Source organism: Sediminibacterium sp. FW305-C-49, from assembly GCF_058231085.1.
The window spans coordinates 628,560-654,988 of sequence record NZ_JBIQXS010000002.1 but is presented as its reverse complement, the minus strand read 5'-3'; the positions used below and the strand labels follow the sequence as shown (position 1 = coordinate 654,988).

The following is a 26,429-nucleotide window of genomic DNA, read 5'->3' as shown; positions in this document are numbered from 1 at the left end:
TTTCAGTCTCCAAAATCATACTGATATGTCTGCTTCACTCAATCGCCGCGATTTATTAAGATTCGGTTCCATGGCTGCTATCGGCATGGGATTAAGATTACCCTCTCTTGGTATGGGTAATGAAGAAGGTATTCTCCGAAATTATGGTGCTGCAGACGGATTAATTAACCTGAGTTCGAATGAAAACCCCTACGGTATTTCGCCGAAGGCACGTGAAGCTTTGCTGGCTGCTTTGGGAGAAGCTCACCGTTACCAGTATAACCATACCAACCTGAAAGATTTCAAGAAGCAGCTCGCTGCACATTATGGTGTTAATGAAGACCAGGTATTGGTAACGGCTGGTTCGGGAGAAGCTTTAGGATTATTACCACGGTATTTCAACAAGGGCAAACTCGTAACAGCCAACCCCACTTTTGGTATTCTACCTGCTACTGCAAAAATGCTGGGACAGAAAGTGGTGGAAGTTCCTCTGACCATTGATCAGAAACATGATCTTCCGGCCATGTTAAAAGAAGTAGATGATGACACTTCTCTTGTGTATATCTGTAATCCTGCTAATCCCAGCAGTACTATTGTTTCATCCGCTTCTTTAAAAAACTTTTGTATAGAAGCATCTAAAAAAGCCTACGTAGGTGTAGATGAAGCATATGTTGATTTTCTGGATGCACCCGATAATGAATCAATGTTACAGTTGATTGAAAAGCACCCTAAAGTTTTTGTGATTGGCACTTTCTCGAAAATTCATGCCATGGCGGGTTTGCGTATTGGCTGGGTTATCGGACATGCTTCTTTGATTAAACCGCTTGCTGATAACTATTTTATCCGTACGCAAATGGCTATGTCTGCCTTGTCGATGAGCGCTGCGCTTGCAAGTCTCAAAGACCCTGGATGGCAGAAATTGAGTAAAGAAAAAAATGCAGCCGCAAGAGAATATACTTATAATGCTTTAAAAGCCATGAAGATTGATGTGGTAAAATCCTATACCAATTTTCTCTTCTTCCCTATTCCTAACTATAAAGGAGATTTTGCCGCAGATATGTTACAGAAAAATATTTTCCTCAGGTCATCCAACTATATCCATGGCAAATGGGCCAGGGCCAGCGTAGGAACCATGGATGAAATGAAACAGTTTATTGAAGTAATGAAACAAGTGCAGGTATAAACAGCCTACCTGTTATTGGCTGTTGTGTTTCTTCTTCAACACAAAAGCAAGTGGTAAGCCTATCATGGTAATGAGTATCAGCATTGCCTTCACTGCTTCCAGCCATTTGAATGGCTGATGTTTTACCGATGTCATGGGCAATACCAGTTTGTTCATTACCAGCCATATAAAAATACCATATACCATTCCTACCAGGTAGCTATTGTAACGATACAAATTCAAAGGCTTGTACAGCAGAAAAAAGCAAAGCGTAAACAAAAATGCAACCAGGAAATGTAATGCAATTCCCAGTAAAATACTTGTCACCCCTCCGGCATAAGCTTCTGCTCCTGAAACAGCACTGGCAATAAATTTCAATACAATCATTGGGGATTTACCGGTCGATAAATAGAATGATAGCATGGCTGCCAATATATCCAGCACACCTACCAGCAACCAGGCTTTGATAAAGAAGTAGATTGTTTTCATGATCTGTTTTTACAGTATTACATCATATGTTGTTGAATATGCTGCTGAAATGTTTCTTTATACCCTGCACTTACCGGCAGTTCCCGTCCTGCGACTTCAACCAACTGCTGACCCATTTTTTGTACATGCTGAAGGTTTACGATATATGAGTTATGAATCCGCACAAAACAATCGGGTAAAGAGGCTGCCATTTCTTTCATCCTCTTATACACCAGGTGTTTCTGCTGACTCGTATGAATACAGAGGTACTCTTTATGCGCCTCTACATAGATAATATCTGCCATTTGAATCCTGATCACTGTTCTGCCCGTTTTTATGAACAGAATATCATCTTGCTTAGGGCCGGATACATCTTTGAGTGGTTGGGGTAAAATATGTAACTGCAATTTTTGGATAGCCTGTAAAAACCTTTTAAAAGAAATGGGCTTTAACAGGTAATCAATTACATGAAAAGAAAAACTATCCAGCGCATGTTCTGCATAAGCAGTGGTGAAAATAATTTTCTGTTCTCTGGGTATCAATGCTGCCATTTCAAGCCCTGATAAAGCCGGGAGGTTGATGTCCAGGAAAATAACATCAACACTGTTTTTTTTCAGGAATTCAAGTGCTTCAATGGCATCATAGAATTTTCCCTTAAGCTCCAGCATGGGTAATTTCCGCATATAATCTTCCAGCAACTGCATAGCTGGTGGTTCATCTTCAATAATGAGACAACTGATTTTTGTACTCATAAGGGTATACTTAAAATAGCAGTGAAGGTAAATGCGTCATCTGGTTCTGCTTTCAGACTGCTTTTATCATGATACAATAACTGCATCCGGCTTCTCAGGTTCATCAATCCTTTTCCGCTTTGCTCCTTTGTTCCGATATCTGCAATCCTGTTTTTTACAGTTACTACCAGATGATCACCTTTGTTCTCAATATCGATCACAATAAAATTATCTTCTTTTCTTTTATCAATGCCGTGTTTAAATACATTTTCCACCAATGGTATGATGAGCATGGGAGGCAACTGTACATTTGCGGTATCTCCTTTTTCATTTACTGATACTGTCAGCGGATAACGCATCCTTGTTTTCTCCAGCTCTATGTAATTATGAATAAATAAAAGCTCTGTTTGTAATGAAATTAGGTCTTTGGGAGCTTCATCTACAAAATAACGCATGATTTGTGAAAGCTTTTCAAGCATAGCTGCAGTAACCGGCGACTCCCTTTGTGCGTAGAAATAAATATTGTTCAGGGAGTTGAATAAAAAATGTGGTTGTACCTGTGCCTTCAATAGATTTAACTCCGTCTCAACCTGCTTTTTTTCTAAAACCTCCTGCTGCTTTTGTAATTGAAAATATCTGATCGAAATATAAAAAAGTACACTGGTGAAATAAATCAGTACTCCTGAAACCAATGTGCCAAATATACTAGTCCATCGGAAATCCTCTGGCTTTGATGTTAAAAAAGCATTGTAAAACCACCATGATACTCCGGATCTGTACAATGCAACAGTGATCAGTAAAACTAATACAAGCAATACATAAATAAGTTTTTGCTGGCGCATATAAAACCTGGGGATCAACCAGGCAGCATTTCCATACACAATGGCCATATAAGAGCTGACCATGATCACAGAATAACCGATCGCCTGCAAAAGAGTATCAAAATGAAACAGGATCAGCACATTAATGCCAAACAAAAGTACCCAGATTAACCACTGGATTTGTGTAAAACTCCATTTTCGTCCGATCAGTTGCATGTTTCAAAGCTACAGGGAAATCAATCAGTATCATATCCTTTCAACCAATGGGTATTTTTTTTCAATAGATCTCATTTTCCGGCTTTTCTGCTAATAGATTAAACAGAACCTGTCAATTGTTTAATCTGCATTGTATGAACCCGAAAACAAAAGCACATTTACAACAAAAACATGAACCCGATTACATTTCTGCTTCTGGCAACACTTTTACCTGTTTGTTCTGTCTTTTCCCAAAAAAACGACACCATTTACATTCAGCCGAACCGGGTGAATACCAAAGTACTCATACCTGGCACCCATCGCTGGCTGGTGTACTTTAAGATGGGAGCCGATAGCCCACGTACCATGTTTAATATCTGGTCGAGACATATCGAAAGAAAAAAATACGAAGGAAGAGATGCCATTGAAATAAAGCAGGTATGGGAAGACAAAGACAGTATTATGCATACCACCGTTTCTGTTTCAGATGCCAAAGACTTTCGTAGTTTATATCACCAGTCCTGGTGGAGACAAAGGGGCAGTACCAGTTTTAATTTTCTTACAGGTGAAGCAAGCATCAACGATAAAAAAATTACAGCAGCTGATACTGCTGCCAGAACAAAAAGGATTCGCCAGGCATTCGATACAGCCCTTACTCAGTATACCTTAAACTGGCATCTCGATCTGGAAGTATTCCCTCAACTGCCTTATAAAAACAATGCCACGTTTATGATCAATTTTTATGACCCTGGATCACAACAACCAAAATGGGTAGCGTATGCTGTTACAGGAAGCGGAAAATTACCGGGCTTAGACGGACAGGAAGCAGATTGTTGGTTACTCGAGCACAATGACAACAACAACAAAGAAATTTTCTGGATCAGTAAAAAAACAAAAGAAGTATTAAAACTGGAGCAGCAATTCGGAACAAGGTTCAGGTATAAGATTAAGTTACCGTTTTCGTTATAATTTGAAAATGTGCTAATTTGAAAATAAGGAGAAAATCCCCCTTCTTCATTTTCAAATTAGCACATTTTCAAATTTTAAAATTCGTTAATTACATCCCCGGAACCAATCCTCTCGCAATGGGTTCGCCTCTGAAAGGCCAGGGCACACCTGCCAGAATAAGTAAGAGCGCTATCAGGAAAAAGAAAAATGCTTTTTTATACTTCACTTCATCACTCACTGCTTTTTTAGACATACCATGTGCCATGGTAAGAAATACAATAGCCAATACCATGGTAAGCGGGTGTTCTAACCAATAGAAGCGAAAGAACTTGTCTTTCATCATGCTAACACCTTCTGGTAAAGTAGTTGTAAAAAAACCATAACGGCCAGCGGCCCACTGGTAAAGTCCAAGTAACAATGTGGTATGTCCTGCAATCATGGTAAACAACCATGTTTTTTTGTCGGCAGGAGAAAAAACTTTTTTGTTTTGCCATCCGCTCCAGGCTTTGGCAATAGAGACTAGCAATAGAATTAATATCACCCAGCGAAGCAGGTTGTGCAAATGAAGCAGTCCGGTATCCATATGATTTTATTTTAGTTACTGCAAGATAGGGAAAGAAGTGAATAGCTTATAGCTGATGGCCTATAGTAGAGCTCTTGCCATGGACCATCAACTATCTTCCCTTTAACAATTCAAACAACAGTTCTGGTTCGTTCGTTGTAATAAAATCAAAACGATTATCCAGTGCCCATTGTAAATCTTCCTTACTGTTAACCGTCCACGCATTCAGTATGATGCCTGCTTTTTTAGCCCTGTCAATCCAGTCTGGATTTTTTTTAAATACACTGAAATGATAATCAGCACCAATAACACCCAATGCTTTTAATTCTTCAGGTGTTTTATCGCCATTTAAATATTGTGTAGGCGCCTGGGGTTCCAGCTCTAAAATGCGGGTGAGTATACCGAGATCAAAACTGATATAAGTAGTGGCATGAGCGGCTTTCAGTGCCTGCACCTGTTTCCATGCTTTTTCTGCCACTATCCTCCCCCTTTCCTTGCTTACAGTAGATGGTTTTATTTCCAATACCAGCCGGGTTTCTTTATTATTTTTCAACCCTTGAGAAAGGTATTCGTATAGTGTTGGTATTTTTTCTCCATTAGACAATGTAAACTGCAAAAGATCAGCATACTTTGTTTGTTCAATCGGCAGTTCATGAAACTTAGGATCATGGTTAACGACCAGCGAATCATCTGCTGTCATCCATATATCAAACTCGGACCCTGTACAGCGCATACTAATCGCATTCCTTAATCCTGCAATTGAATTTTCCGGCAGGCTCTTTGCCTTGAAAGCGCCACGATGCGCTACCACAGGATTTTTAGCAAAAGACATTTTCTGTTGATTTTTTTGTGCAGTACAGGAAACCGTAACGGCAATAAACGAAAAAAATAATACCCGTTTCATGGATTGATACAATTAATAAGATTCAAATGTAGGAAAGCTGCCTCAGCTTATGGATGAAGATTTTGTGAATACTCCATATAAAAAAAGCGGGCCCTGTTGGGCCCGCCTGATATGGTTTGTTCATAGTAAAATTAATCTTTCCAGTCTGCAATAAACAGATTGGTATCTCTTGTTCCTCCATTGTTCCTGTTTGATGCAAAAATGATTTTCTTTCCATTGGGACTGAACATCGGGAAAGCATCAAATCCTTTATCACGGCTTATTTTTTCCAATCCCTTACCATTGATGTCTGTCAGATACATATTGAAGGGAAAGCCTCTTTTGTATTCATGGTTGCTGCAAAAAATAATATGCTTGTTGTCGGGTGTAAAATTGGGAGCCCAGTTGGCTTGCCCTAAACTGGTAATTTGTTTTGCATCCGATCCATCGGCGTTGGCTACCCATACTTCCATATTGGTTGGTGCTACCATTCCTTCTGCCAGTAACGCTTTATATTCTTTGATCTCCGCATCGGTTTTGGGTCTGCTGGCTCTCCAGACAATTTTTTTTCCATCAGGACTAAACCAGGCACCACCATCGTAGCCAAGCATATTGGTAATTCTTTTTTCTTGTCCGCTGGCCAGATCCATCACATATAATTCGAGGTCGCCATCTTTATCGCTGCAATAGATCATTTTTTTCCCGTCGGGCGACAGGGTTGCTTCAGCATCATACCCTTTTGCAGTAGTGAGTTGTTTCACAATTTTTCCACTGGTATCAGCCATGAAAATATCGTAACTGCTGTACAGTGGCCAGATATAACGGTTACCATATTTTGCACGATCGGGTGTTGGCGGACATTCACTGCTACCCAAATGTGTTGATGCGTAAATGATATGTTTACCATCTGGCAGGAAATAAGCACAGGTAGTTCTGCCCTTACCGGTACTTACCAGTTTGGGGGCAAATTTTTCACCGGGTTTGGTGGGTACTTTACCAATATAAATCTGGTCGCAGGGAATGCCTTCTTTGGCATATGTTTTTTGAAAGATGATATACTTGCCGTCGTAACTCCAGTAAGCTTCTGCATTATCGCCGCCGAAAGTAAGTTGCTGAACATTACTGAAATGTTTTTCACCCGCAAAATGAACGCTGTCACTGAATGCAGGCTGAGCCAGTGCAACAGTTATACTGGCAATAAATGAAAATGTGATGGATAATATTCTTTTCATATAAAAAAATCTGGCGCAAAAGTATCCAGAATCAGCCTTTGAAATTGTCAAAGAATTGTCATGGTATCAGGTAGACAGACTTACCGGGCTTCGGACACCCTAGCATTTTTCACATGCTTACAACAGACGGTTCTCCTTCAGAAGCGGCTGCTGTAGTATGTTTGCAGTATGAAATGGACCCCAATCATACTATTTTTCTTATTCGCCGCCTGTCAGCAACAGGAGCAAAAAAATGTGGTGAAGGAAGTAGAAATACCTGCCCAGGCCAAACCATTATTAGAAGCTGTAAACCAGTATCCAGACAGCATTTCATTAAGGGTGCAACTGGTAAATGTACTGGATAGTGCAGGTGCATTACCATTGGCGCTCGCACAAATGGATTCACTGATTATAAGAGACAGTGCCAATTTCGGTATCTGGTTTCATAAAGCCCAGTTGAGCGAAAAAGCCATGGATACCTCTATGGCATTGCATTGTTACCAGGTAGCAGCCCGTATTTACCCCTCACCGCATGCGCTGTTGGGTATGGCCAACTTACTCGCAGAAAAAAAGAATGTACAGGCCATTGAAATTTGTGATGAAGTGGAATCATTAAGGTTAGGACGCGAATACCTGGCGCATACCAGCTTTATAAAAGGTGTTTATTTTGCCAGAACAGGTGAGATAGTAAAAGCCATGGCATCTTTTGATCGCTGTATCGGAAACGATTACCAGTATATGGAAGCCTATATGGAAAAAGGGTTCCTGTTTTACGATAGCAAACAGCCTGATAAAGCCATCAGCATTTTTGAAAGTGCACTGGAAGTAAGACCCACTTATGCAGATGCCAGTTACTGGCTGGCAAAATGTTTTGAAGCAAAGGGTGAAAAAGGAAAAGCCATATTACAATACCAGAAAGCATTGGTACTGGACCCGGCTATTAAAGAAGCCAGCGAAGCATTGAAGAGACTGGGTGCATAACCCGCAGAAAATGTGTAATAAAATATTCGTGCAGGCCATTAAAATACAGCAGTTTTGCAACTTTAAATATCAATTATGCCCATCATAGCCCCATCTTTACTGAGTGCCGATTTTTTAAACCTGCATAAAGACTGTGCCATGCTGAATGAAAGCAGGGCCGACTGGTTTCACCTCGATGTAATGGATGGTTCTTTTGTACCCAATATCAGTTTTGGATTACCCGTCATTGAACATATCAGGAAAGCCACCACGAAAATCTGTGATGTACACCTGATGATTGTAGAGCCCGGAAAATATGCGGAGGCATTTAAAAAAGCAGGAGCAGATATCCTTACTGTTCACTACGAAGCCTGTACTCATTTACACCGTAACCTGCAGCAGATTAAATCGCTGAGCATGAGAACAGGTGTGGCATTGAATCCACACACACCAGTTCATTTACTGGCCGATGTGTTACATGATATTGACCTGGTTTGCCTCATGAGTGTGAACCCTGGTTTTGGCGGACAGCAATTCATTCCACAAACACTGGAAAAAATTCGCACCCTCAGGAAAATGATTACAGAGAAAAATCTGCATACACATATTGAAATAGACGGAGGTGTTACGCTCGATAATGCAAAATCCATCCTTAATGCAGGTGCCGATGTATTGGTTGCAGGCAATACCGTTTTCCGTTCTGAAGACCCTATTGCTACTATTGCAGCGTTGAAGGCGTTGTAGTACGTGAATCGTGAATGGTGAATTTTACTTTACACGTTATTCACCATTCACGATTGACGATTGAGCATTGACTATCCACAAGCTCCTCCTCAAAACTTCACACAATCTTCACACCGCCCCGTAAGACAATTCAGGAAATTTGATGGAGCAACCTATCCACACCTGTGCATAATATGTATTAGGAATTCTCATACATAACAAATTAAATTTGAGAAGGATGGTTTGGTTAAGTATTCCATGATTCCGTGAACCTAAAACAGAAACAGATTTGACAGAGACAATCATTAACCTCGAAACCGTTAACCCCATCGAATTCTTTGGCGTGAACAACGGAAAGTTAGATTTGCTGAAAAAGAAATTCCCATTATTAAAGATCCTCTCCCGCGGGACACAAATTAAACTAAGCGGGGCCCCGGAACAGATTGAATCAGCAAAAGAAAAAATTGATCTTATTATTCAGTACCTCGAAAGAAACGGCCACCTCAGCGAAAATTATTTTGAACAGATATTAGGCGGAGACGACGCAGAAACAGTTGACAATTTTGTTGACCGCAATCCCAATGATATTCTGGTTTTCGGCCCGAATGGCAAAACTGTTCGTGCCCGTACACAGAACCAGAAAAGAATGGTAACTGCTGCCGATAAAAACGATATCGTTTTTGCCATTGGTCCGGCCGGTACCGGTAAAACTTATACGGCCGTTGCATTAGCGGTACGTGCATTAAAGAATAAACTGGTAAAGAAAATTATTCTTACACGTCCGGCTGTGGAAGCGGGAGAAAGTTTGGGTTTTCTGCCCGGCGATCTCAAAGAAAAAATTGATCCCTACCTGCGCCCCTTGTACGATGCACTCGATGATATGATTCCCGCCGATAAACTCGGGTATTATATGAGTACACGTACCATTGAAATTGCGCCACTGGCTTATATGCGGGGTCGTACGCTCGATAATGCATTCATCATTCTCGATGAGGCACAAAACACCAACGATCTTCAGTTGAAAATGTTCCTTACGCGTATTGGTGCCAATGCAAAAGCCATTATTACAGGCGATCCAACTCAGATTGACCTGCCAAGAAACATGAGAAGCGGTCTTGAAAAAGCCACACGCATCTTACAACAGATCGATGGTATTGCGCATATTGAATTAAATGAGGAAGATGTGGTTCGTCACCGACTCGTGAAAGCCATCATCAGGGCTTATGACAAGGAACACGAGAAAGAGGAACAGGAGTACGGACAGGGAAGAAGATAAAATGTAGGATGTATGATGGCAGATGTCGGATGTCAGATTTATGATAGAAGATTTGAAACCCAAATCCGACATCTGAGATCATACATCTGCCATCATACATCCTCCTCGAGTATTTCATGCCCCAGTTTATCTCTCTTGGTTTTCAGGTATTTTTCGTTGTGGGGATTGGGAGATATTTCGATGGGAACAATATCAACTATTTCAAGGCCATAGCCTTTTAACCCGGCACGTTTGCGTGGGTTATTGCTCATGAGTTTGAGTTTTGAAATGCCGAGCTTACGAAGTATTTGTGCGCCAACACCATAATCGCGCTCATCCATGCCAAAACCCAGGTGCAGGTTGGCTTCTACAGTATCCATTCCTTCTTCCTGGAGTTTGTATGCTTTTAATTTATTGATGAGACCAATACCGCGTCCTTCCTGGTTCATGTAGAGTATTACTCCTTTGCCTTCGGCTTCCACCATTCTCATAGCTTTTTGTAACTGTTCGCCGCAATCGCAACGGAAGCTGCCCAAGATATCTCCGGTAAAACAACTGCTGTGTACACGCGTTAGTACGGCTTCCCCTTCTTTCCACTCTCCTTTTATCAAAGCCAGGTGTTCTGCACCGCTTGTTTTTTCTTTGAAAGCTACCAGATCAAACTGGCCATATTTGGTGGGCATATCTACACGTACCAGCTCTTCAATAAGCGAGTCGCGTTTCATGCGATAATCGATGAGGTCTTTGATAGAGATGATTTTCAGGGAGAATCGTTTAGCAATTTCCATCAATTGTGGTAACCGGGCCATGGTACCATCTTCATTCATCACTTCCACCAATACACCGGCGGGTTCCAATCCTGCCAGTCTTGCTAAATCAACTGTGGCTTCTGTATGCCCTGTTCTGCGTAATACCCCGCCATCTTTTGCCCTGAGTGGAAAAATATGACCGGGTCTGCCCAAGTCGCCGGGTTTGGTATCGGGATGAATCAATGCCTGTATGGTTTTTGAACGATCCTGTGCAGATATACCCGTTGTAGTTCCTTGTCCAATCAGGTCCACCGAAACGGTAAAAGCTGTTTCATGCAGAGAAGTATTGGAGCTTACCATTGGACTGAGGTCCAGCTCTTTGCAACGTTCTTCGGTTAGGGCAGCGCAAATCAGACCCCTTCCTTCCTTGCTCATAAAATTGATCACTTCGGGTGTTGCATGGCGTGCCGCTATGATAAAATCTCCTTCATTTTCGCGGTCTTCATCATCTACCACAATCACCATTTTACCTTCACGGATGTCCTGAATAGCATCCTCTATCCTGTTAAGTATGAACTGTTCCATCAGCGCAAAATTACACCCGATGTGCCAAACAGGTTTACCTATTTGGGAATGAGGGTTATTTTTTGACTAAAAACAGTTGATTTTCTATGAAAAACAGCATTTACCATCGAAAAACACAACAAGATTCGAGAAATGGCCTGAAATACCCGTTCTGGCAATATTTTGTTAACATTCTGTTGAATATCTAAGCCAATAATTCATTTTCTTTGCAACTGAAAAATTAACATTATGCTAAGTAAAAGACTCTTGCAATTTGTAATTGCGGTTTTACTGATGCCGGTACTTACACTGGCACAGAGCACCACCAGTAGCATGAGTGGTACTGTAAAAACCAATACAGGAGAAATCCTGGTTGGTGCAACCGTAACAGCAACCCATGAGCCTACCGGTACCGTTTATCGTGTTCAAAGCCGTACAGGTGGTCGTTTCGACATCAGCAATATGAACCCCGGTGGTCCATATTCAGTAGAAGTATCATTCGTTAACTATGCGAATGAGAAAAAAACAGAGATTTACCTGAGCCTGGGTGAGTCTTTTAAACTGGATGTTGCGTTGGCTCCCAAAAGCAACAATCTCGGTGAAGTAACTGTAACTGCTTTACGCAGAACTACCGAAGCTTCTGGTAAAGGTGGTTCTGAAACCATCATTGGCCGCGATAAAATGGCTAACCTGCCTACCGTAGGACGTAATATTTACGATTACCTCCGTGCTGTTCCTCAGGCTAAACTGGGTGCTTCAGAAGGTGCCGTAACCATTGCAGGTCAGAACAACCGTTATAATTCATTCTATGTGGATGGCGCTGTGAATAACGATGTATTTGGTTTATCAGCATCAGGTACCAATGGCGGTCAGGCTGCTATTGCACCGATTTCAATTGATGCGGTTGACCAGTTCCAGGTGGTGATTTCTCCATTTGATGCTTCGTTGGGTAACTTCGTAGGTGGTGGTATCAATGCCATTACCCGTTCAGGTACCAATAAAACAGAAGGTTCTGTTTACTATTTCTTACAGAATGAAAAACTGGCTGGTAAAACACCAACTGGTTTGAAATCTGCAGCTACCAGATTATCTGATTTCAGCAAAAAAACTTATGGTTTCCGTGTAGGTGGAGCAATTACTAAAAATAAATTGTTCTACTTTATCAACGTAGATCTTCAAAGAGATGTTCGCCCTCAACCATTTGACTTTAGTCAGTATGCTGGTAATACCAACGGTTCTGCAGGTCTAGCCGCCATTAATTCACTGGCTAACACCCTGAGGACAAATTTTGGTTATGAGCCAGGTGGTTTCTTAGACAATACGGAAGAAGTATCCGCGGATCGTATAACTGCTCGTATCGACTGGAACATCAGCGACAGACATAAATTATCGGTTAGTAACCGTTACACCAAAGCTGAACGTCTCAATACATCAACCAGCGGTACCGGTATCATTAACTTTTATAATAATGGACACCGTTTCCCTACAAGAACCAATTCAACTTCTGCTGAATTGAAGAGTCTGGTAGGTAAAAGTTCAAGTAATAAATTGTTAATCACGTTCACCGACGTATTGGATGATCGTAGCCCGATTGGTCAGGATTTTCCACGTGTTCGTATCAATGATGGTTCTGGTGCGATCGTATTCGGACCTGATAACAGTTCAACAGTTAACCTGTTAACCCAGAAAAACTGGTCTGTATATGACGAATTCAAATTCACGCTGGGTAAACATTCGCTGAAAGTGGGTGTTGACTGGGAATTCAACAAAGTATATAACGCATTTATCCAAAACACATTTGGTAACTACACTTATTCTAACCTGAACGATTTCCTTACCAATGCAAGACCCCAGGCTTATACCTATGGTTTTTCAAACATTGATGCAGGAAAAGGTGATAATACCTCTGCCGCAGCCAAATTTATGATGGCCAAAGGTTCCTTGTTCATCAACGATGAAATGAGAGCGTCTGATAACCTTACTCTGAGTTTTGGTTTGAGAGCTGATTATTTCAAAGTATTAAGCCAGCCATGGACAGATACCTATACCAATACTGTAGCAATCCCTAAATTCTCTCAGTATTATGATCTCAAAGGTGCACGTTCCGGTGTATCACCAAAAGTACCTATCGCCTTCTCTCCAAGATTTGGATTTACGTATAAAATTCCTGAAGAAAACGTCGTGGTACGTGGTGGATTGGGAATGTTTGTGGGACGTATTCCACTGGTATGGCCAGGTGGTATCTTTAACAACAACGGTATCTTCATCGGTGGTTATACAGCCAACGCTACACAGCTGACAAACACGATCCGTTTCAGATCTAATCCAAACGGACAGTGGACTGCTGCAGAAGTTGGTGCAGGTATCACCAAAGGACCATTGAATTTAACGGCTGCTGAATTCAGCACTCCAAAAATTTTCAGAACTTCATTAGCGGTTGACAAGAAATTCGGAGATGGCTGGTCTGGTAGTGTTGAAGGTATCTTCACACAGAACATGAACGAGATATACTATACCAACATTAATATCTTACCTCCTACAGAAAAGTCTGTAGGCCCTGGTAGCAGAAATGTTTATGTTACTACAAATAACGCCCGCATTCCTTTGAATCCTGATGGTTCTAATCCGTACGATAATGCCATGCTGTTAAGCAATAACGATGGTCCTAAAGGTTTTGGTTTCAACTTTACAGCATCTGTGGCTAAACGTACGCGCAATGGTTTTGGATTCGATCTGAGCTATTCATTTGGTAATGCAACTGCCATCAATGATGGTACCAGTTCTGTTAACCAAAGTCAGTGGAGATTTATGGAAACTGTAAACGGTCGTAACTTTATTACCCGTTCAACTTCCGATTTCAGTGCAGGTCACAGAATCTTTGCTTACGTAAGCAAGAAATTTGAATATGCTGACAAAAAACTGGCTACTACCGTTACGCTGGTTTATACTGGTCAGTCTGGAAACCCATTCAGTTATGTAAATGGTGTAGGTTCAATGGTACGTGATGATGGTACAGGCGGTACGAATGACCTGATCTATATTCCAACTTCTGCTGAATTAGCTGGAATGACTTTTGTAACTGGTGGTGGTGTTACAGCTACTCCTCAACAACAAAAAGATGCATTGGAAGCATATATTGCCAACGATAAATACCTCAGTGGTAATCGTGGTAAGTTTGCAGAAAGAAATGGCAGTCGTCTTCCTTTCACCAATATTCTGGATTTGAAAATTCAACAGGATTTCAACCTGAAAATTGGCAACAGACGTTACCAGTTCCAATTGACTTACGACGTGTTTAACTTTGGTAATATGCTGAACAGAAACTGGGGACGTACTTACTTTATGGCAAATGACAACTTCGCATTGTTACAGTTTGCAGGTTATGTAAGTGCTACCAATTTGACTCCTCAATTCCGTTTCAATCCAAACATCAGAACACCATTCAATATAAGCACTTCTACCAATGCTGCTTATGCTGCAAGATGGATCAGCCAGTTGGGTCTGAGATTTAACTTCTAATCAACATTAGAACTGATAGTAAAAAAGCCATCCGCCTGAGGCGGATGGCTTTTTTGTAGTCAGTAGTCAGTAAAGGGGGATCCTGATCGCAATAAAGTTTATTGCTCGTTCCCGATTATTTCATTGACCATTCATCATTCACGATTCATTATTCCTCCCTTCCCCATCCCCATTTCAAAAAATCCGGAAACGCTTTCGCCCAGGTAGCTACATCATGTTTTCCCTCTTCGAGTTCGAGGTAATGAATATGTTCGTCGGTATAGCCTTTGGCTTTTAGTTCTATAATCAAATCAAGCGCATCATCAATACTATCTATAACGCCATTGTTGTTTCTGTCTGCTGCTTCATCCAATAAACCACATTGAATAAAAGTTCTCAGCCATGGATAAAAGCCACCTTTACGAATCTGTAAATGCATGAGTCTGTCTTTCTCATCCTCATATCCATCCTCATACCCTTTTCTTCTCCACCACAATGACCCACTGAAAATACCTACACGGTTAAATTCACTGGGATTGTTCCATACTATGTCCATGGCACTCAGTGCTCCCAATGAAAACCCCGCAAATGATTTGTCTTTAAAAGAAGGTATCTGACAGGTCTTGCGGATAAAAGGAAGCAGTTCATCAAAAATAAACTTGGTATACAACCCAGCTTTTGCACCACGGCCCTTATAATCTGCAGCATATGCCGTTCCATATTCCATTTTTCTATCGGGTCCACAATGAATGGCTACACAAATCATGGGAGCAATTTTACCTGCTGCGGTCAATCCATCCAAAATTTCATCAAAAGGCATTTTCGGCAGGTCCTGCCCATCATTAATCAACAGCAAACTCAATTGCTCATGTGGCTGGTATTGTAAAGGCAAATAAACATCAATCGTCACTTCCCGTTCAAGATATTCTGAATGAAACAGGTGCTGGGTTAAACAAATAGCCGTCAGGCTCGATTCAGTTCTCACTTCGGTCATGTTTCAAAAATAGGGGAAAGTGAGGAAGACGGGAAGACCGAAAGTCGGAAAGTCCGGAAGTCCGAAGCATTTTATCTCAACACCATCTTTCTTTCAGACTTTCGGTCTCACGGACTTTCTGACTTACCCACTTAATTTCAAAAATTCTGATTAAATTGAAAACAAATAACTGACTTATGAAAAAGATCGGCATCTTATTCGGGCAGGAAAGAAGTTTTCCGATGGCCTTTGTGGAGCGTATCAATAGTAAGAATATTCCCGGTATTGTTGCCGAACCTGTGAGGATCGACAAAGTAATGCAGGGCGAAGCCAGTGGATATGCGGTGATCGTTGACCGAATTAGCCAGGACGTTCCCTTTTACAGGGCTTTCCTGAAAAATGCAGCTCTTTGTGGCACGGCCGTCATCAACAATCCATTCTGGTGGAGTGCCGATGAAAAATTTTTTAATAACTGTCTCGCCACCAAAATAAATGTACCCGTTCCTAAAACGGTTATCCTCCCTTCCCGCGATCTGCCCGCCGATACATCTGATCAGTCATTCAGTAACCTGGCATATCCATTAGACTGGGATGGTATTTTCGGTTATGTTGGTTTTCCGGCCTACATGAAACCCTTTGCAGGTGGCGGATGGAAAAATGTGTACAAGCTCACCAGTATGGAAGATTTCTTTGAGAAACACAGTGAAACAGGCGAACTGGTGATGCTGTTACAGGAAGAAATTGTTTTTGAAGAATATTACCGTTGTTATTGTATTGGCGGTAAATATGTACGTATCATGTCTTATGAGCCACGCAATCCACACCATCTGCGCTATGTAGCCGATTTCAAACCATCGGCAGAGCGACTGAAACAAATGGAAGATATTGTGTTACGCATCAACCGTTATCTCGGTTATGATTTTAATACCGTAGAGCTGGCTCTTCGTGATGGTGTTCCTTATGCCATTGATTTCTGTAATCCTGCACCTGATGCAGACCTGAAAAGTGTTGGTCAGGAGAATTTTGACTGGGTAGTTGAAACCGCAGCCACTTACGCCATTGAAAAAGCACAGGCACAGGTAGACGGAGCCGATAACCTCACCTGGGGAGAATACATTAAACGCAGCAGTGCCAAACAAAAACTCATCTGATGGGACATATGAACTATTCGCATTTTACTTTAGGCGTGGAAGAAGAATACATGGTGATTGATCCGCAAAGCCGCGAATTAAAAAGCCATGAGCAAAAAATTGTTTTGGAAGGACAAAAGATCCTGAAAGACAAAGTAAAAGCCGAAATGCATCAGGCTGTGGTAGAAGTAGGCACTGATATCTGCCGAAACATTGAAGAAGCATTTAATGATGTGGCAGCCTTACGTGGTACCATTGCAAATGTAGCAGGTGACCTGGGTCTCTGGGTAGCCGCATCAGGTACACACCCATTCAGTCATTGGGAAAACCAGCTCATTACCGATCATGTTCGCTATAACCAGATTGTAAATGAACTCCAGGAAGCTGCCCGCAGTAACCTGATTTTTGGCTTACATGTTCATGTGGGTATGGAAGACCGTAGAATGGCCATTCATATTGCCAATACGGCCAGGTATTTTCTACCGCACGTTTATGCACTCAGTACCAACTCCCCTTTCTGGGAAGGAAGAAAAACAGGTTATAAATCTTTTCGCACCAAAGTATTCGATAAGTTTCCTCGCACAGGTATTCCCGATTTTTTTGAGAGCATTGAAGCGTATGAAAGCTATGTGAACCTCCTCATCAAAACCAACTGTATTGATAATGCGAAAAAGATCTGGTGGGATATTCGTGTACATCCATTCTTCAATACAGTAGAGTTCCGTATTTGCGATGTGCCCATGACCATCAACGAAACCATTGCCATTGCCGCATTGTTTCAGGCCATTTGCGCCAAAATTTATAAACTCCGAACACAGAACCTCAATTTCATGATGTACCAGCGTTCGCTCATCAATGAAAATAAATGGCGGGCCAGCAGGTACGGTATTGATGGAACACTGATTGATTTCGGAAAAGAAACTGAGGCCGATACCAAAACCCTCATCATGGAACTGCTTGATTTTGTAGATGATGTGGCCGATGACCTGGGTAGCAGACCTGCACTCAATTATGTAGCCAATATTTTTGAACATGGTACCGGGGCAGACAGACAATTAGCTGTATTCAATAAAAACCAGAACCTGGTGGAAGTGGTTGATTATATACACGACCAGTTCCTCACCCTTGCCGTCTGACCCTTTCCTGCAGTTTATCGGATAAAGCTTAAACAGGAACCCGGTTAATACCGGAAATTCCTGTAAGCTGACCGATTAAAGAAAATTTTAAGTGTCATTTTGACGATTTTAATCTCTCATAAGCATCACATGAAAAAAAACATTCCCCTGCTCCTAACAGTAATACTGCTTTCTGCTCTGCAAATACAGGCACAACAGGCAGTTTCAATCAGTGTTGATCTGAACAAAGTAAAAGGGAAAATGGAACCTGTATGGGCCTGGTTCGGATGTGATGAACCGAATTATGCGTACATGAAAGATGGAAAAAAATTACTGACAGCGCTAGGACAGATCAAACCATCTGTTCCTGTTTATTTCCGCGCACACAATATGCTTACCACAGGCGATGGATCAGCCTCTTTTAAATGGGGTTCTACCAATGCCTATACAGAAGATGCAAACGGCAACCCGATTTATAACTGGAAAATCGTTGATAGTATTTTTGATACTTACCTGGCAAGAGGCATCAAGCCCATGGCAGAAGTAGGTTTTATGCCGCAGGCGCTATCCACCAAACCAGAACCTTACCGCCACAACTGGAAACCGGGCGACCCTTATGGAAGTATTTATACCGGCTGGGCCTATCCTCCCAAAGATTATAAGAAGTGGGCCGCACTGGTATTTGAATGGGTAAAACATTCTGTTGAACGTTATGGTAAAGCAGAAGTAGAATCATGGTACTGGGAACTCTGGAACGAACCCGACCTGGCTTACTGGAGAGGAACAAGACAGGAGTTTTTTAAATTGTATGATTATACGGCTGATGCCATCAAAAGAGCATTGCCAACTGCTAAAGTGGGGGGTGTGGATGGTACGGGTCCGCTCGGTCGTTTATCGGGTTATCGCTTGCTGGAAGGATTTCTGCAACATGTATTGAGAGATACCAATTATGTAACAGGAAAAATAGGCGCCCCACTCGACTTTATTACCTTTCATGCCAAAGGTGCACCGAGTGTTGTGAGAGGACATGTCAGGATGAATCTTGGTACCCAGATGCGGGCAGTTAATAATGGTTTTGAGCTGGTATCGTCTTTCCCCGAATTAAAACATCTTCCTATTATTATTGGTGAATCTGATCCGGAAGGATGTGCGGCTTGTGGCATGCATACCAATCCTGAAAACGCTTATAGAAATGGCACCATGTTTTCGAGCTATACGGCTGCTGCTTTTGCACGCAAATATGAACTGGCTGACTATTATAAAATCAATTTTATCGGTGCGGTTTCATGGGCATTTGAATTTGAAGACCAGCCCTGGTTTCATGGTTTCCGCGACCTGGCTACCAATGGTGTTGATAAGCCGGTATTGAACGTATTCAGGATGTATGGAAAAATGGGTGGTCAGCGGTTAGAAGTAAGCGGCAATATGGCCTATGATTTTTTACGCGTGCGCGATTCAAGTGTGAGAAGGGAAGCCGATATCAATGCCCTGGCCAGTTACGAACAAAAAACAGCCAGCATAATGGTCTGGAATTACCACGATGATGACCTTCCTGCACCTGCATCACCTGTTTCCGTAACCATTAAAAATATTCCGGCTAAAAAAGCCCTGCTCACCCATTACCGGATTGATGACAAACACAGCAATTCTTATGAGGTCTGGAAAAAAATGGGGTCGCCGCAACAACCCAGTCCTGAACAGATCAAAGAACTGGAAAAAGCAGGCCAGTTGAGTCTACTCGAGAAACCTAAAACGGTGAAACTGAATAATCATGTTGCAGAAATTCAGATGGAACTGCCCAGACAGGGTGTTTCATTGCTGCAACTCACCTGGAAATAACCTGCTCAACTGTCGGATTTTTAAATTTTAAGGCTTCTTTCTCAATTAAAACCTGGGTCTCTGCCCGGGTTTTGTCTATTTTTCGTGCAAAATTCGTCCCATTCCGGGCAACAATACAGCATAAAGTGGTATCTATGTAAGCGACGTCAACCCACTAAACTACCCCGCAGGTGACAGAACATGATCTGATTAGAGGCTGTATCAGGCAGGATAACAGTTGCCAGCGCATGCTTTTTGAAAAGTATGCCGGTAAGATGATGGGCGTATGCCTTCGCTATGCCAATGACGCCATGGAGGCTGAGGACATGATCCAGGATGCCTTTATCAAAGTTTTCCAGTATATCGGCCAGTTCAAGTTTGAAGGGTCCTTTGAGGGCTGGATCAGGCGTATTGTGGTCAACACTGCTATCCGCCATCTCGAGCGCAAGAAAATGAAGTTTAAGGATATTGACGATCACAGCAGCAGTGGCCCTCAGGTGGAAGCAAGTGCTTATACCCATCTCGGTGAAGAAGACCTGATGAAACTGATTAACCAGTTACCCGATGGCTACAGGCTGGTATTTAACCTGAATGTGATTGAGGGCTATAGTCATGAAGAAATCGCAGAAATGCTACATATACAACCCGGCACCAGCCGCAGCCAGTTAGTAAAGGCGCGGAAGATGCTGCAACAACAAATCCTACAATTGCAAAAAATTGCTGTATAAAATGACCGATAATCAATTTGACAATTTCGTCAGGGCTAAACTCCACGACCATTCTGCGCCTGTGCCGGCTGGGTTGTGGGATAAAGTGAACCCTGCCAAAGATGATGATGACCGCAAAGGCATTATCATCCCCAGAAAATTCCGTTGGGGCCTGCCACTGCTCGCCCTGCTGATACTGGCCGGCTCCGTAACAGGTTATTTTATATTCAGTGATGATGCTACCGGCAGCAGCACAACAGGGCAGAATACTGTGGCACAGACAGGTTCTACAACTGGCACATCTACACTTACTGAAAAAGACAATTCTCTTACCAACAACCCAAACAACCAGCCTGCAAACAATGAAGAATCGCAGGCTACTATCATCAATAAAACAAATACAGATCCAGAACAACCGGAAGCCACTGCTTCATCTAAACTATCTGTAACAAAGGGATTCACCGCCGCAGATAAAAATGAAGCCACCTCTTCGTCTTCAGGCAATGCTACAAACGCCCGCGTAGAAAATATGGCTGCCACAAAAAGCATCAACAATATCAATATCAGCAATAATAACAGAAAGAGCATAACACAAGGCAGTATCGAATCATTACAGGCATTGGGCAAAGCAAACCGAAACAGTATTGCTGTTCCCTTTATTCGTTCTGCTGAACTCGCTAAAAATGAAACAAATAATACCGTAGCTACTACTGACATTAGCGAGGAAGCAATGGTTTACCCTGTTACTTTCGCCGGCAATTTCGAGCCAGGCAATACCCTTTCACTGGGTAAAGCAAATTTTGGATTGAGTGGACTGATGCAAAAAGAGCAGATCAGCAGTGCCTACTCGAAAAAATACAAAAACATTATTATTTGCCCCCCCTATAAAGTCCGGAACACAGACTGGTTTGCAGAAGTATATGTGTCACCTGATATTGCTTTCAAGAGCATTGAAAACAGATCTGCCACAACACAATATCTGGCAAAAAAAGACAGCAGTGAAAGTATGCGTTTAGGTTATTCAGCAGGTGTTCGTCTCGTGAAACCCATCACCGATAATTTTCTTGTAAAAACAGGTGTTCAGTATACACAGATCAATGAGAAATTCACCTATCGTACAGAAGATGAAGTAAAAACCATCACAGTTATTTCGGTCAGAACCATTATTCGGGGCCCGGGTGACACATTAAGAGTTACAGATACGAGTACAGTACAGCAGGTAGGTTATAAAACCAATTCCATCAAAAACCGTTACCGCAGCTTTGATATTCCTGTTACTGTTGGCTATCAGTTTGGCAATGATAACCTGCAGTTTGGCATTAATGCCGGTGTTGTTTTTAATATTTCATCCTGGTACCAGGGTGTGATACTCGACAGCAGCATGGCTGCAGTACCCATCAGCAAAGGAAGTAACCAGGTGTATAAAAATAATATTGGCCTGGGTTTATATGGGGGTATTAGTGTATTAAAGAGAATGGGTGAGAATACACAGTTGTTTTTTGAACCTTATTTCAGGTATAATCTTTCAGGCATTACCAATGCACAGGCTTCCTATCAACAAAAATTCAGTTTGGGAGGATTATCGATTGGCTTAAGGTATAACTTAAACAGAAAGTAACAGGCAACGAATAAAAACACAACAGTATCTTATTGTTGAAGCGATAAGAAATGATTATGAAAAAGAATGTATTCATCTCAGCGATTGTAATGCTCTTCTTCTTTACAGCCTGTAAAAAAGAACTGTCAGACAATTTTACCACCTACCCCGGGGATCCTCGTAATGATACAGTATGGGCTAGTACCACACCTGGTAATGCCCCCATACACCAACTGGCCAACCAGTTCTTACCTGATCTCATCATTGACACTTTTGATTGTACCCTTGGCGATACCATTACACTGAAAGATTATATCTCTATCCGTATCCCTGCAGCCTCTTTCACTGAAAAAAATTCAGGAACAGTTGCCACCGGAAAAGTGAGACTAGAATTTTTCAGGTTGAAAAAGAAAGGTGATTTTATCAAGTTCTTCAAACCCACTACATCGGCTGGTTACCTTGTAGAAAGTGGTGGTGGTTTTTTTATGCGCGTTGTTAAAAATGGTCAGGAATTAACACTGGCACCCAATGCCTCCATTACAGTACGTTTTGCTGATACAGAAGAACCTAAAACCAATATGCAGGTATTCCATGCAAGAGAAACACTTCCTTTTATTTCAAGCGGCATTGATACTTTACATACCTGGACAAGGCATACAGATACCAGTTGGATCAAAACCTGGCAGGGACAGGATTCGTTGGGTAACCCATTAAAAGGGTATGAACTTACCACCACACAATTAAGATGGACTGCTGCCAACCGTTATATCGACAGTAGTTTGCCACATATCAATATTTTCGCTTACCTGCCACAGAATTTCACCAATAAAAACACCGTGGTATATGCCGTATTTGAGAACCAGAAAATAGTGGTGAACCTTACCGCAGAATACAGGTCAAGAAGTTTTACTACCATGCGTATTCCCAAAGGGGCGAAGATCAGGATCCTGAGTTTTTCAAGATTAGGCACCGATTTATACCTGGGAACCCGTCTGGTGAATGATGTGGGAACGAATAATGTGTATAAGATAGAACCGCAAAAGAAAAGTCTTTCAGATATACTCGCTTATATCAACAACTTATAGGATTACAAGGGTGTGGGATTTTATATAAGGATCGTCAAAAGCGATCCTTATTTTTTGAAATCAAATAAAGTAGCTGTGAAAACAGCCCGTTCCCTTTTCTTTAACATAGCATCCCAATTACCCTTATAGCGGAGAATTTTGGGAACGGTTAGCCCTTCAAATTTGCCCATCTCTACTTCCATCTGCACATTGAAATCGTATACGAAAGCTTTATAGCTCAGCGAATAATTACGTCCCATCACTTCCAGTGTTTTCTGGTCAAACCAGGTGGTCATTTGATCTACCACTACCCTGTCGCTTTTCTCTCCAAGTTTTTCTTTTGGTGTAATGGAAAACACATAACAGAGCTGTCCTTTGTACTCTTCAAGGTCGAGACGGTAATCATATAATTTATGCGCATCATCATCGTAGAGATCGAGTTTATTGCCAATAAAAGGAATGCCTGGTATTTTCTTCCCCGGATTGAAGAACAACATTTTTAATTGTTCCTTGTGTTTTTCCATTCCCTTTTTGTTACTGGTACTTCTTACCCGGCCTTTTACAATATTATCCTCCCCACAAACTTTGCCTGTTGTAAAAAAAAGACCGGCATACAATTCAGGTGTGGTATAATTGAACTCTTTTTTATTGTCGTAGAAATCACCTGTTATTTTTTCTTCCAGGATATCCATTGTTCTGCACCCATCTGCCCTGTTTTGTCTTGTTTTACTGTACAAAGATGCTTTTACAGCGCCTTTTTTATCCAGCATTTTTATATCGTTATAGGAAGTAAAACCCAGGATGCGCAGGTTTCGGAAGGCTTTATAAAAGGATGTATCTTCTTTTATTTGCGTAAGTAATCTTTTATAATCAAAATTATTACGCACCACCACTTCCGACAAAGTAAATGCCTGGTTATCGATCACTACAGCAGTATCCTGTGCTTTCAGCGTAGTGACTGCAATAAAACTAATGACAATAACAGATAGTGTACGTATCATTTAATGAAGATCATTTTATAATCCACTCTTGCTTTTCCTTTGCTGATATCATTCAGCTTACCCTGTAACATTTTCTTGCGTAGTGGTTTAAGATAATCGATAAACAATTTACCTTCTATATGATCGTACTCATGTAAAATTACACGTGCGGTAATCCCTTTAAATGTTTCCACCTGCGGTTCAAACTGCTCATTCATATACTCCAATTCTACTTCTTCCGCACGAAATACATCTTCACGTATATTGGGAATACTCAGGCATCCTTCATTATAGGGCCACTCTTCACCGGCAAGTGATTTAATTCGTGCATTGATAAACACACGTTTAATGCCGGGTTCATCAGGATATTTCCCTTTATCTTCTGCTTCCTGGTGTTCAAAAATTTGCGCACTGTCTACCACAAATAACCGAATATCTTTATTGATCTGTGGCGCAGCCAATCCCACCCCATTACTGGCATACATGGTTTCCCACATATCTTCAATCAGTTTTGAGAGGCCGGGATATTCGGCTGTTATTTCCGTTCCTTTCTTTCTGAGAACCTGTGCCCCGTAGGCTACAATAGGTAGTATCATTGAATCATCCGTATTTAATAATCTGCGAAAATACCCCGAATTTGGGCAACCAGCAAATGGGGATGGTAAGAGAAAGTGAAAATTCTCAGAAGGAGTCTTTTACTTTTGACTTCTCTCCATATACTCCTGTAACATAATAGTAGCCGCTATCTGGTCAACATTTCCCTTATTCTGGCGATCTTTTTTCTTCATACCCATATCGATCATGGCCCGGGAAGCCATTTTACTGGTATAGCGTTCATCTACCGTAACAATAGGAACGGAGGGAAATTCTTTTTTTAATTGCTGGATGGCTTTTTTAACCAATGGTGTAGCATGGGTTGGCTTATCGTCGAGACCAAGTGGTTCACCTATGAGAATCAGTTCAACTTCTTCCTGTTGCGTATATTTTTTCAGGAAAACAATGAGCTCTTTGGTAGGAATGGTGGTTAATGCACTGGCAATGATCTGCAAAGGATCAGTTACCGCAATTCCGGTTCTTTTACCGCCATAATCTATGCAGAGTATTCTTGCCATTTGCGAGACCGGAAGTCGGGAAAGTCCGAAAGTCGGTACTGCGAATTTAGGGAAAGGATGTCGGATGTCGGATGTCGGATGTCGGATGTCGGATGTCGGATGTCGGATGTCGGATGTCGGATGTCGGTAAGGAAAACTAAACAGCAGCTTTGTTTATTGTACCACCTTTCTTTGTTTTGACTTTTTAATTTTGATTTTTGATTTATTGCAGCATTCACCCCAATAACAATGCAGCTATCACCAGCATGCCAAAAACCACACTGGCTATTCCATTCGCAGTCATAAAAGCAATATTTACTTTACTGAGGTCATTGGGTTTTACAATGGAGTGCTGATAGATCAGCATACCTGAGAATACAGCAGTGGCTATCCAGTAAATCCAGTGAAAAGAACCATTAAAACCTGCTGCAATGATACATCCCGCACTCAAGACATGTAACAGCATTGATACCCATAGCGCTTTTTTCTTTCCCAACACAGATGGAATAGAATATAATTTTTGCGACTGGTCGAACTCTACGTCCTGCATGGCATAAATAATATCAAAACCACTCACCCAGAAAATAACTGCCAGTGAAAAAAGAATCGGTAAAACAGCAAATTCACCTGTAACCGCCAAATAAGCCCCGATAGGTGCAAGCGAGAGGCCTAGTCCAAGTACCAGGTGACAAAACATTGTAAATCTTTTAGTATAGCTATAAAAAAGAATCACGAATAAGGCTACCGGCGACAGGTAAAAGCAAATGGGATTAATAAACCATGTAGCAAGTATAAACAAACCGCTATTAAAAATCACAAAACGTAACGCGCTATTGGGAGAAATAATACCACGCGGTATTTCACGAATGGCGGTACGCGGGTTTTTTGCATCGAATTGCCGATCAAGATAACGGTTAAAAGCCATCGCAGCACTACGTGCCGTTACCATACAAATCAGTACCAGTACTAAACTGATCACATAAGGATGAATCCTGTCGCCCAACTGCTGCTGTAACCAGCCCGAAGGCAATACAGCAGCCTGTTTAAAACCCAGCACCAGCCCTATCATCGCAAAGGGCAATGCAAAAATGGTATGGGAAAATTTTACAAGGCTCAGGTAATTTTTGATAACAGTCATAAAAAAGATTAGATAAGATTCAAGTATCAAGGAACAAGAATAACGAATATCCAATATCGAACTCTAAATCAGACATCCGACATCAGAAATCTAACATCTGATATCTG

General features: G+C 41.6%; 24 protein-coding genes. 12 read left to right on the top strand and 12 right to left on the bottom strand.

Annotation, left to right across the window (positions count from 1 at the left end):
- Positions 1 to 25: 25 nt before the first annotated feature.
- Positions 26 to 1,162 (top strand): pyridoxal phosphate-dependent aminotransferase, encoded by a 1,137-nt coding sequence (locus ACH3Z1_RS10290; RefSeq protein ID WP_490821847.1) that lies wholly within the window; start codon positions 26 to 28, stop codon positions 1,160 to 1,162.
- A gap of 12 nt (positions 1,163 to 1,174) precedes the next feature.
- Here the strand turns inward: ACH3Z1_RS10290 and ACH3Z1_RS10285 are convergent, their stop codons facing one another.
- The 3 genes from ACH3Z1_RS10285 to ACH3Z1_RS10275 are packed head-to-tail and all read right to left on the bottom strand — an operon-like array spanning position 1,175 to position 3,377.
- The gene (locus tag ACH3Z1_RS10285; RefSeq protein ID WP_490821846.1) at positions 1,175 to 1,630 is read right to left on the bottom strand and encodes a hypothetical protein; all 456 of its coding nucleotides are present in this window, start codon (positions 1,628 to 1,630) and stop codon (positions 1,175 to 1,177) included.
- Positions 1,631 to 1,647: 17 nt separating this feature from the next.
- On the bottom strand, positions 1,648 to 2,361 hold the full coding sequence (locus ACH3Z1_RS10280; protein ID WP_490821845.1) for a LytR/AlgR family response regulator transcription factor: 714 nt from the start codon (positions 2,359 to 2,361) through the stop codon (positions 1,648 to 1,650).
- Positions 2,358 to 3,377, bottom strand: a complete 1,020-nt coding sequence (locus tag ACH3Z1_RS10275; protein WP_490821844.1) for a sensor histidine kinase — start codon at positions 3,375 to 3,377, stop codon at positions 2,358 to 2,360. The genes ACH3Z1_RS10280 and ACH3Z1_RS10275 overlap by 4 nt, the downstream gene beginning before the upstream one ends.
- A gap of 171 nt (positions 3,378 to 3,548) precedes the next feature.
- On the opposite strand from ACH3Z1_RS10275, the gene ACH3Z1_RS10270 reads away from it, so the two are divergent.
- The gene (locus tag ACH3Z1_RS10270; protein ID WP_490821843.1) at positions 3,549 to 4,325 is read left to right on the top strand and encodes a DUF3108 domain-containing protein; all 777 of its coding nucleotides are present in this window, start codon (positions 3,549 to 3,551) and stop codon (positions 4,323 to 4,325) included.
- A gap of 88 nt (positions 4,326 to 4,413) precedes the next feature.
- Here the strand turns inward: ACH3Z1_RS10270 and ACH3Z1_RS10265 are convergent, their stop codons facing one another.
- The 3 genes from ACH3Z1_RS10265 to ACH3Z1_RS10255 all read right to left on the bottom strand — a co-directional run bounded on the left by ACH3Z1_RS10265 (position 4,414) and on the right by ACH3Z1_RS10255 (position 6,981).
- Positions 4,414 to 4,887 (bottom strand): hypothetical protein, encoded by a 474-nt coding sequence (locus tag ACH3Z1_RS10265; protein WP_490821842.1) that lies wholly within the window; start codon positions 4,885 to 4,887, stop codon positions 4,414 to 4,416.
- A 91-nt stretch (positions 4,888 to 4,978) separates the two neighbouring features.
- Entirely contained in the window at positions 4,979 to 5,770 is a 792-nt protein-coding gene (locus ACH3Z1_RS10260; protein ID WP_490821841.1) for a glycerophosphodiester phosphodiesterase, read from the bottom strand.
- A gap of 131 nt (positions 5,771 to 5,901) precedes the next feature.
- Positions 5,902 to 6,981, bottom strand: coding sequence for a TolB family protein (locus tag ACH3Z1_RS10255; RefSeq protein ID WP_490821840.1), 1,080 nt, complete (start codon positions 6,979 to 6,981; stop codon positions 5,902 to 5,904).
- A gap of 168 nt (positions 6,982 to 7,149) precedes the next feature.
- Here ACH3Z1_RS10255 and ACH3Z1_RS10250 point away from each other — a divergent pair, with 168 nt between their 5' ends.
- The 3 genes from ACH3Z1_RS10250 to ACH3Z1_RS10240 all read left to right on the top strand — a co-directional run bounded on the left by ACH3Z1_RS10250 (position 7,150) and on the right by ACH3Z1_RS10240 (position 9,919).
- Positions 7,150 to 7,941: a tetratricopeptide repeat protein gene (locus ACH3Z1_RS10250; RefSeq protein WP_490821839.1), complete on the top strand. Its 792-nt coding sequence runs from the start codon at positions 7,150 to 7,152 to the stop codon at positions 7,939 to 7,941.
- A gap of 75 nt (positions 7,942 to 8,016) precedes the next feature.
- Complete coding sequence (gene rpe, locus ACH3Z1_RS10245; RefSeq protein ID WP_490821838.1) at positions 8,017 to 8,664, top strand: ribulose-phosphate 3-epimerase; 648 nt, start codon at positions 8,017 to 8,019, stop codon at positions 8,662 to 8,664.
- A gap of 268 nt (positions 8,665 to 8,932) precedes the next feature.
- Entirely contained in the window at positions 8,933 to 9,919 is a 987-nt protein-coding gene (locus ACH3Z1_RS10240) for a PhoH family protein (protein WP_490821837.1), read from the top strand.
- Positions 9,920 to 10,011: 92 nt separating this feature from the next.
- Here the strand turns inward: ACH3Z1_RS10240 and ACH3Z1_RS10235 are convergent, their stop codons facing one another.
- Positions 10,012 to 11,232: a bifunctional 3,4-dihydroxy-2-butanone-4-phosphate synthase/GTP cyclohydrolase II gene (locus ACH3Z1_RS10235; RefSeq protein ID WP_490821836.1), complete on the bottom strand. Its 1,221-nt coding sequence runs from the start codon at positions 11,230 to 11,232 to the stop codon at positions 10,012 to 10,014.
- A gap of 228 nt (positions 11,233 to 11,460) precedes the next feature.
- Between ACH3Z1_RS10235 and ACH3Z1_RS10230 the strand changes: the two genes are divergently transcribed.
- Positions 11,461 to 14,730 carry a TonB-dependent receptor gene (locus tag ACH3Z1_RS10230; protein WP_490821835.1) on the top strand — a complete coding sequence of 1,090 codons (3,270 nt, stop codon included), beginning with the start codon at positions 11,461 to 11,463 and terminating at the stop codon, positions 14,728 to 14,730.
- 148 nt (positions 14,731 to 14,878) lie between these two features.
- On the opposite strand, the gene ACH3Z1_RS10225 is transcribed toward ACH3Z1_RS10230, so the two are convergent.
- Positions 14,879 to 15,703 (bottom strand): alpha/beta hydrolase, encoded by an 825-nt coding sequence (locus ACH3Z1_RS10225; protein WP_490821834.1) that lies wholly within the window; start codon positions 15,701 to 15,703, stop codon positions 14,879 to 14,881.
- Positions 15,704 to 15,879: 176 nt separating this feature from the next.
- Here ACH3Z1_RS10225 and ACH3Z1_RS10220 point away from each other — a divergent pair, with 176 nt between their 5' ends.
- The 6 genes from ACH3Z1_RS10220 to ACH3Z1_RS10195 all read left to right on the top strand — a co-directional run bounded on the left by ACH3Z1_RS10220 (position 15,880) and on the right by ACH3Z1_RS10195 (position 23,134).
- Entirely contained in the window at positions 15,880 to 16,833 is a 954-nt protein-coding gene (locus ACH3Z1_RS10220; RefSeq protein ID WP_490821833.1) for an ATP-grasp domain-containing protein, read from the top strand.
- A complete protein-coding gene (locus ACH3Z1_RS10215) occupies positions 16,833 to 17,948 on the top strand; it encodes a carboxylate-amine ligase (protein ID WP_490821832.1) in 1,116 nt (371 codons plus the stop codon). The genes ACH3Z1_RS10220 and ACH3Z1_RS10215 overlap by 1 nt, the downstream gene beginning before the upstream one ends.
- Positions 17,949 to 18,077: 129 nt before the next feature.
- Positions 18,078 to 19,766, top strand: coding sequence for a GH39 family glycosyl hydrolase (locus ACH3Z1_RS10210; RefSeq protein ID WP_490821831.1), 1,689 nt, complete (start codon positions 18,078 to 18,080; stop codon positions 19,764 to 19,766).
- A gap of 170 nt (positions 19,767 to 19,936) precedes the next feature.
- The gene (locus tag ACH3Z1_RS10205; protein ID WP_490821830.1) at positions 19,937 to 20,473 is read left to right on the top strand and encodes an RNA polymerase sigma factor; all 537 of its coding nucleotides are present in this window, start codon (positions 19,937 to 19,939) and stop codon (positions 20,471 to 20,473) included.
- Between the two features lies 1 nt (position 20,474).
- On the top strand, positions 20,475 to 22,070 hold the full coding sequence (locus tag ACH3Z1_RS10200) for a porin family protein (RefSeq protein WP_490821829.1): 1,596 nt from the start codon (positions 20,475 to 20,477) through the stop codon (positions 22,068 to 22,070).
- Between the two features lie 56 nt (positions 22,071 to 22,126).
- Positions 22,127 to 23,134 (top strand): hypothetical protein, encoded by a 1,008-nt coding sequence (locus tag ACH3Z1_RS10195; protein ID WP_490821828.1) that lies wholly within the window; start codon positions 22,127 to 22,129, stop codon positions 23,132 to 23,134.
- Between the two features lie 47 nt (positions 23,135 to 23,181).
- On the opposite strand, the gene ACH3Z1_RS10190 is transcribed toward ACH3Z1_RS10195, so the two are convergent.
- The 4 genes from ACH3Z1_RS10190 to ACH3Z1_RS10175 all read right to left on the bottom strand — a co-directional run bounded on the left by ACH3Z1_RS10190 (position 23,182) and on the right by ACH3Z1_RS10175 (position 26,322).
- Positions 23,182 to 24,114, bottom strand: coding sequence for a hypothetical protein (locus tag ACH3Z1_RS10190; RefSeq protein WP_490821827.1), 933 nt, complete (start codon positions 24,112 to 24,114; stop codon positions 23,182 to 23,184).
- Positions 24,111 to 24,689 (bottom strand): peptide deformylase, encoded by a 579-nt coding sequence (def, locus tag ACH3Z1_RS10185; protein WP_490821826.1) that lies wholly within the window; start codon positions 24,687 to 24,689, stop codon positions 24,111 to 24,113. The genes ACH3Z1_RS10190 and def overlap by 4 nt, the downstream gene beginning before the upstream one ends.
- Positions 24,690 to 24,788: 99 nt before the next feature.
- On the bottom strand, positions 24,789 to 25,205 hold the full coding sequence (ruvX, locus tag ACH3Z1_RS10180) for a Holliday junction resolvase RuvX (RefSeq protein WP_490821825.1): 417 nt from the start codon (positions 25,203 to 25,205) through the stop codon (positions 24,789 to 24,791).
- A gap of 214 nt (positions 25,206 to 25,419) precedes the next feature.
- Positions 25,420 to 26,322, bottom strand: coding sequence for a UbiA-like polyprenyltransferase (locus tag ACH3Z1_RS10175; RefSeq protein ID WP_490821824.1), 903 nt, complete (start codon positions 26,320 to 26,322; stop codon positions 25,420 to 25,422).
- Between the last annotated feature and the right edge of the window lie 107 nt (positions 26,323 to 26,429).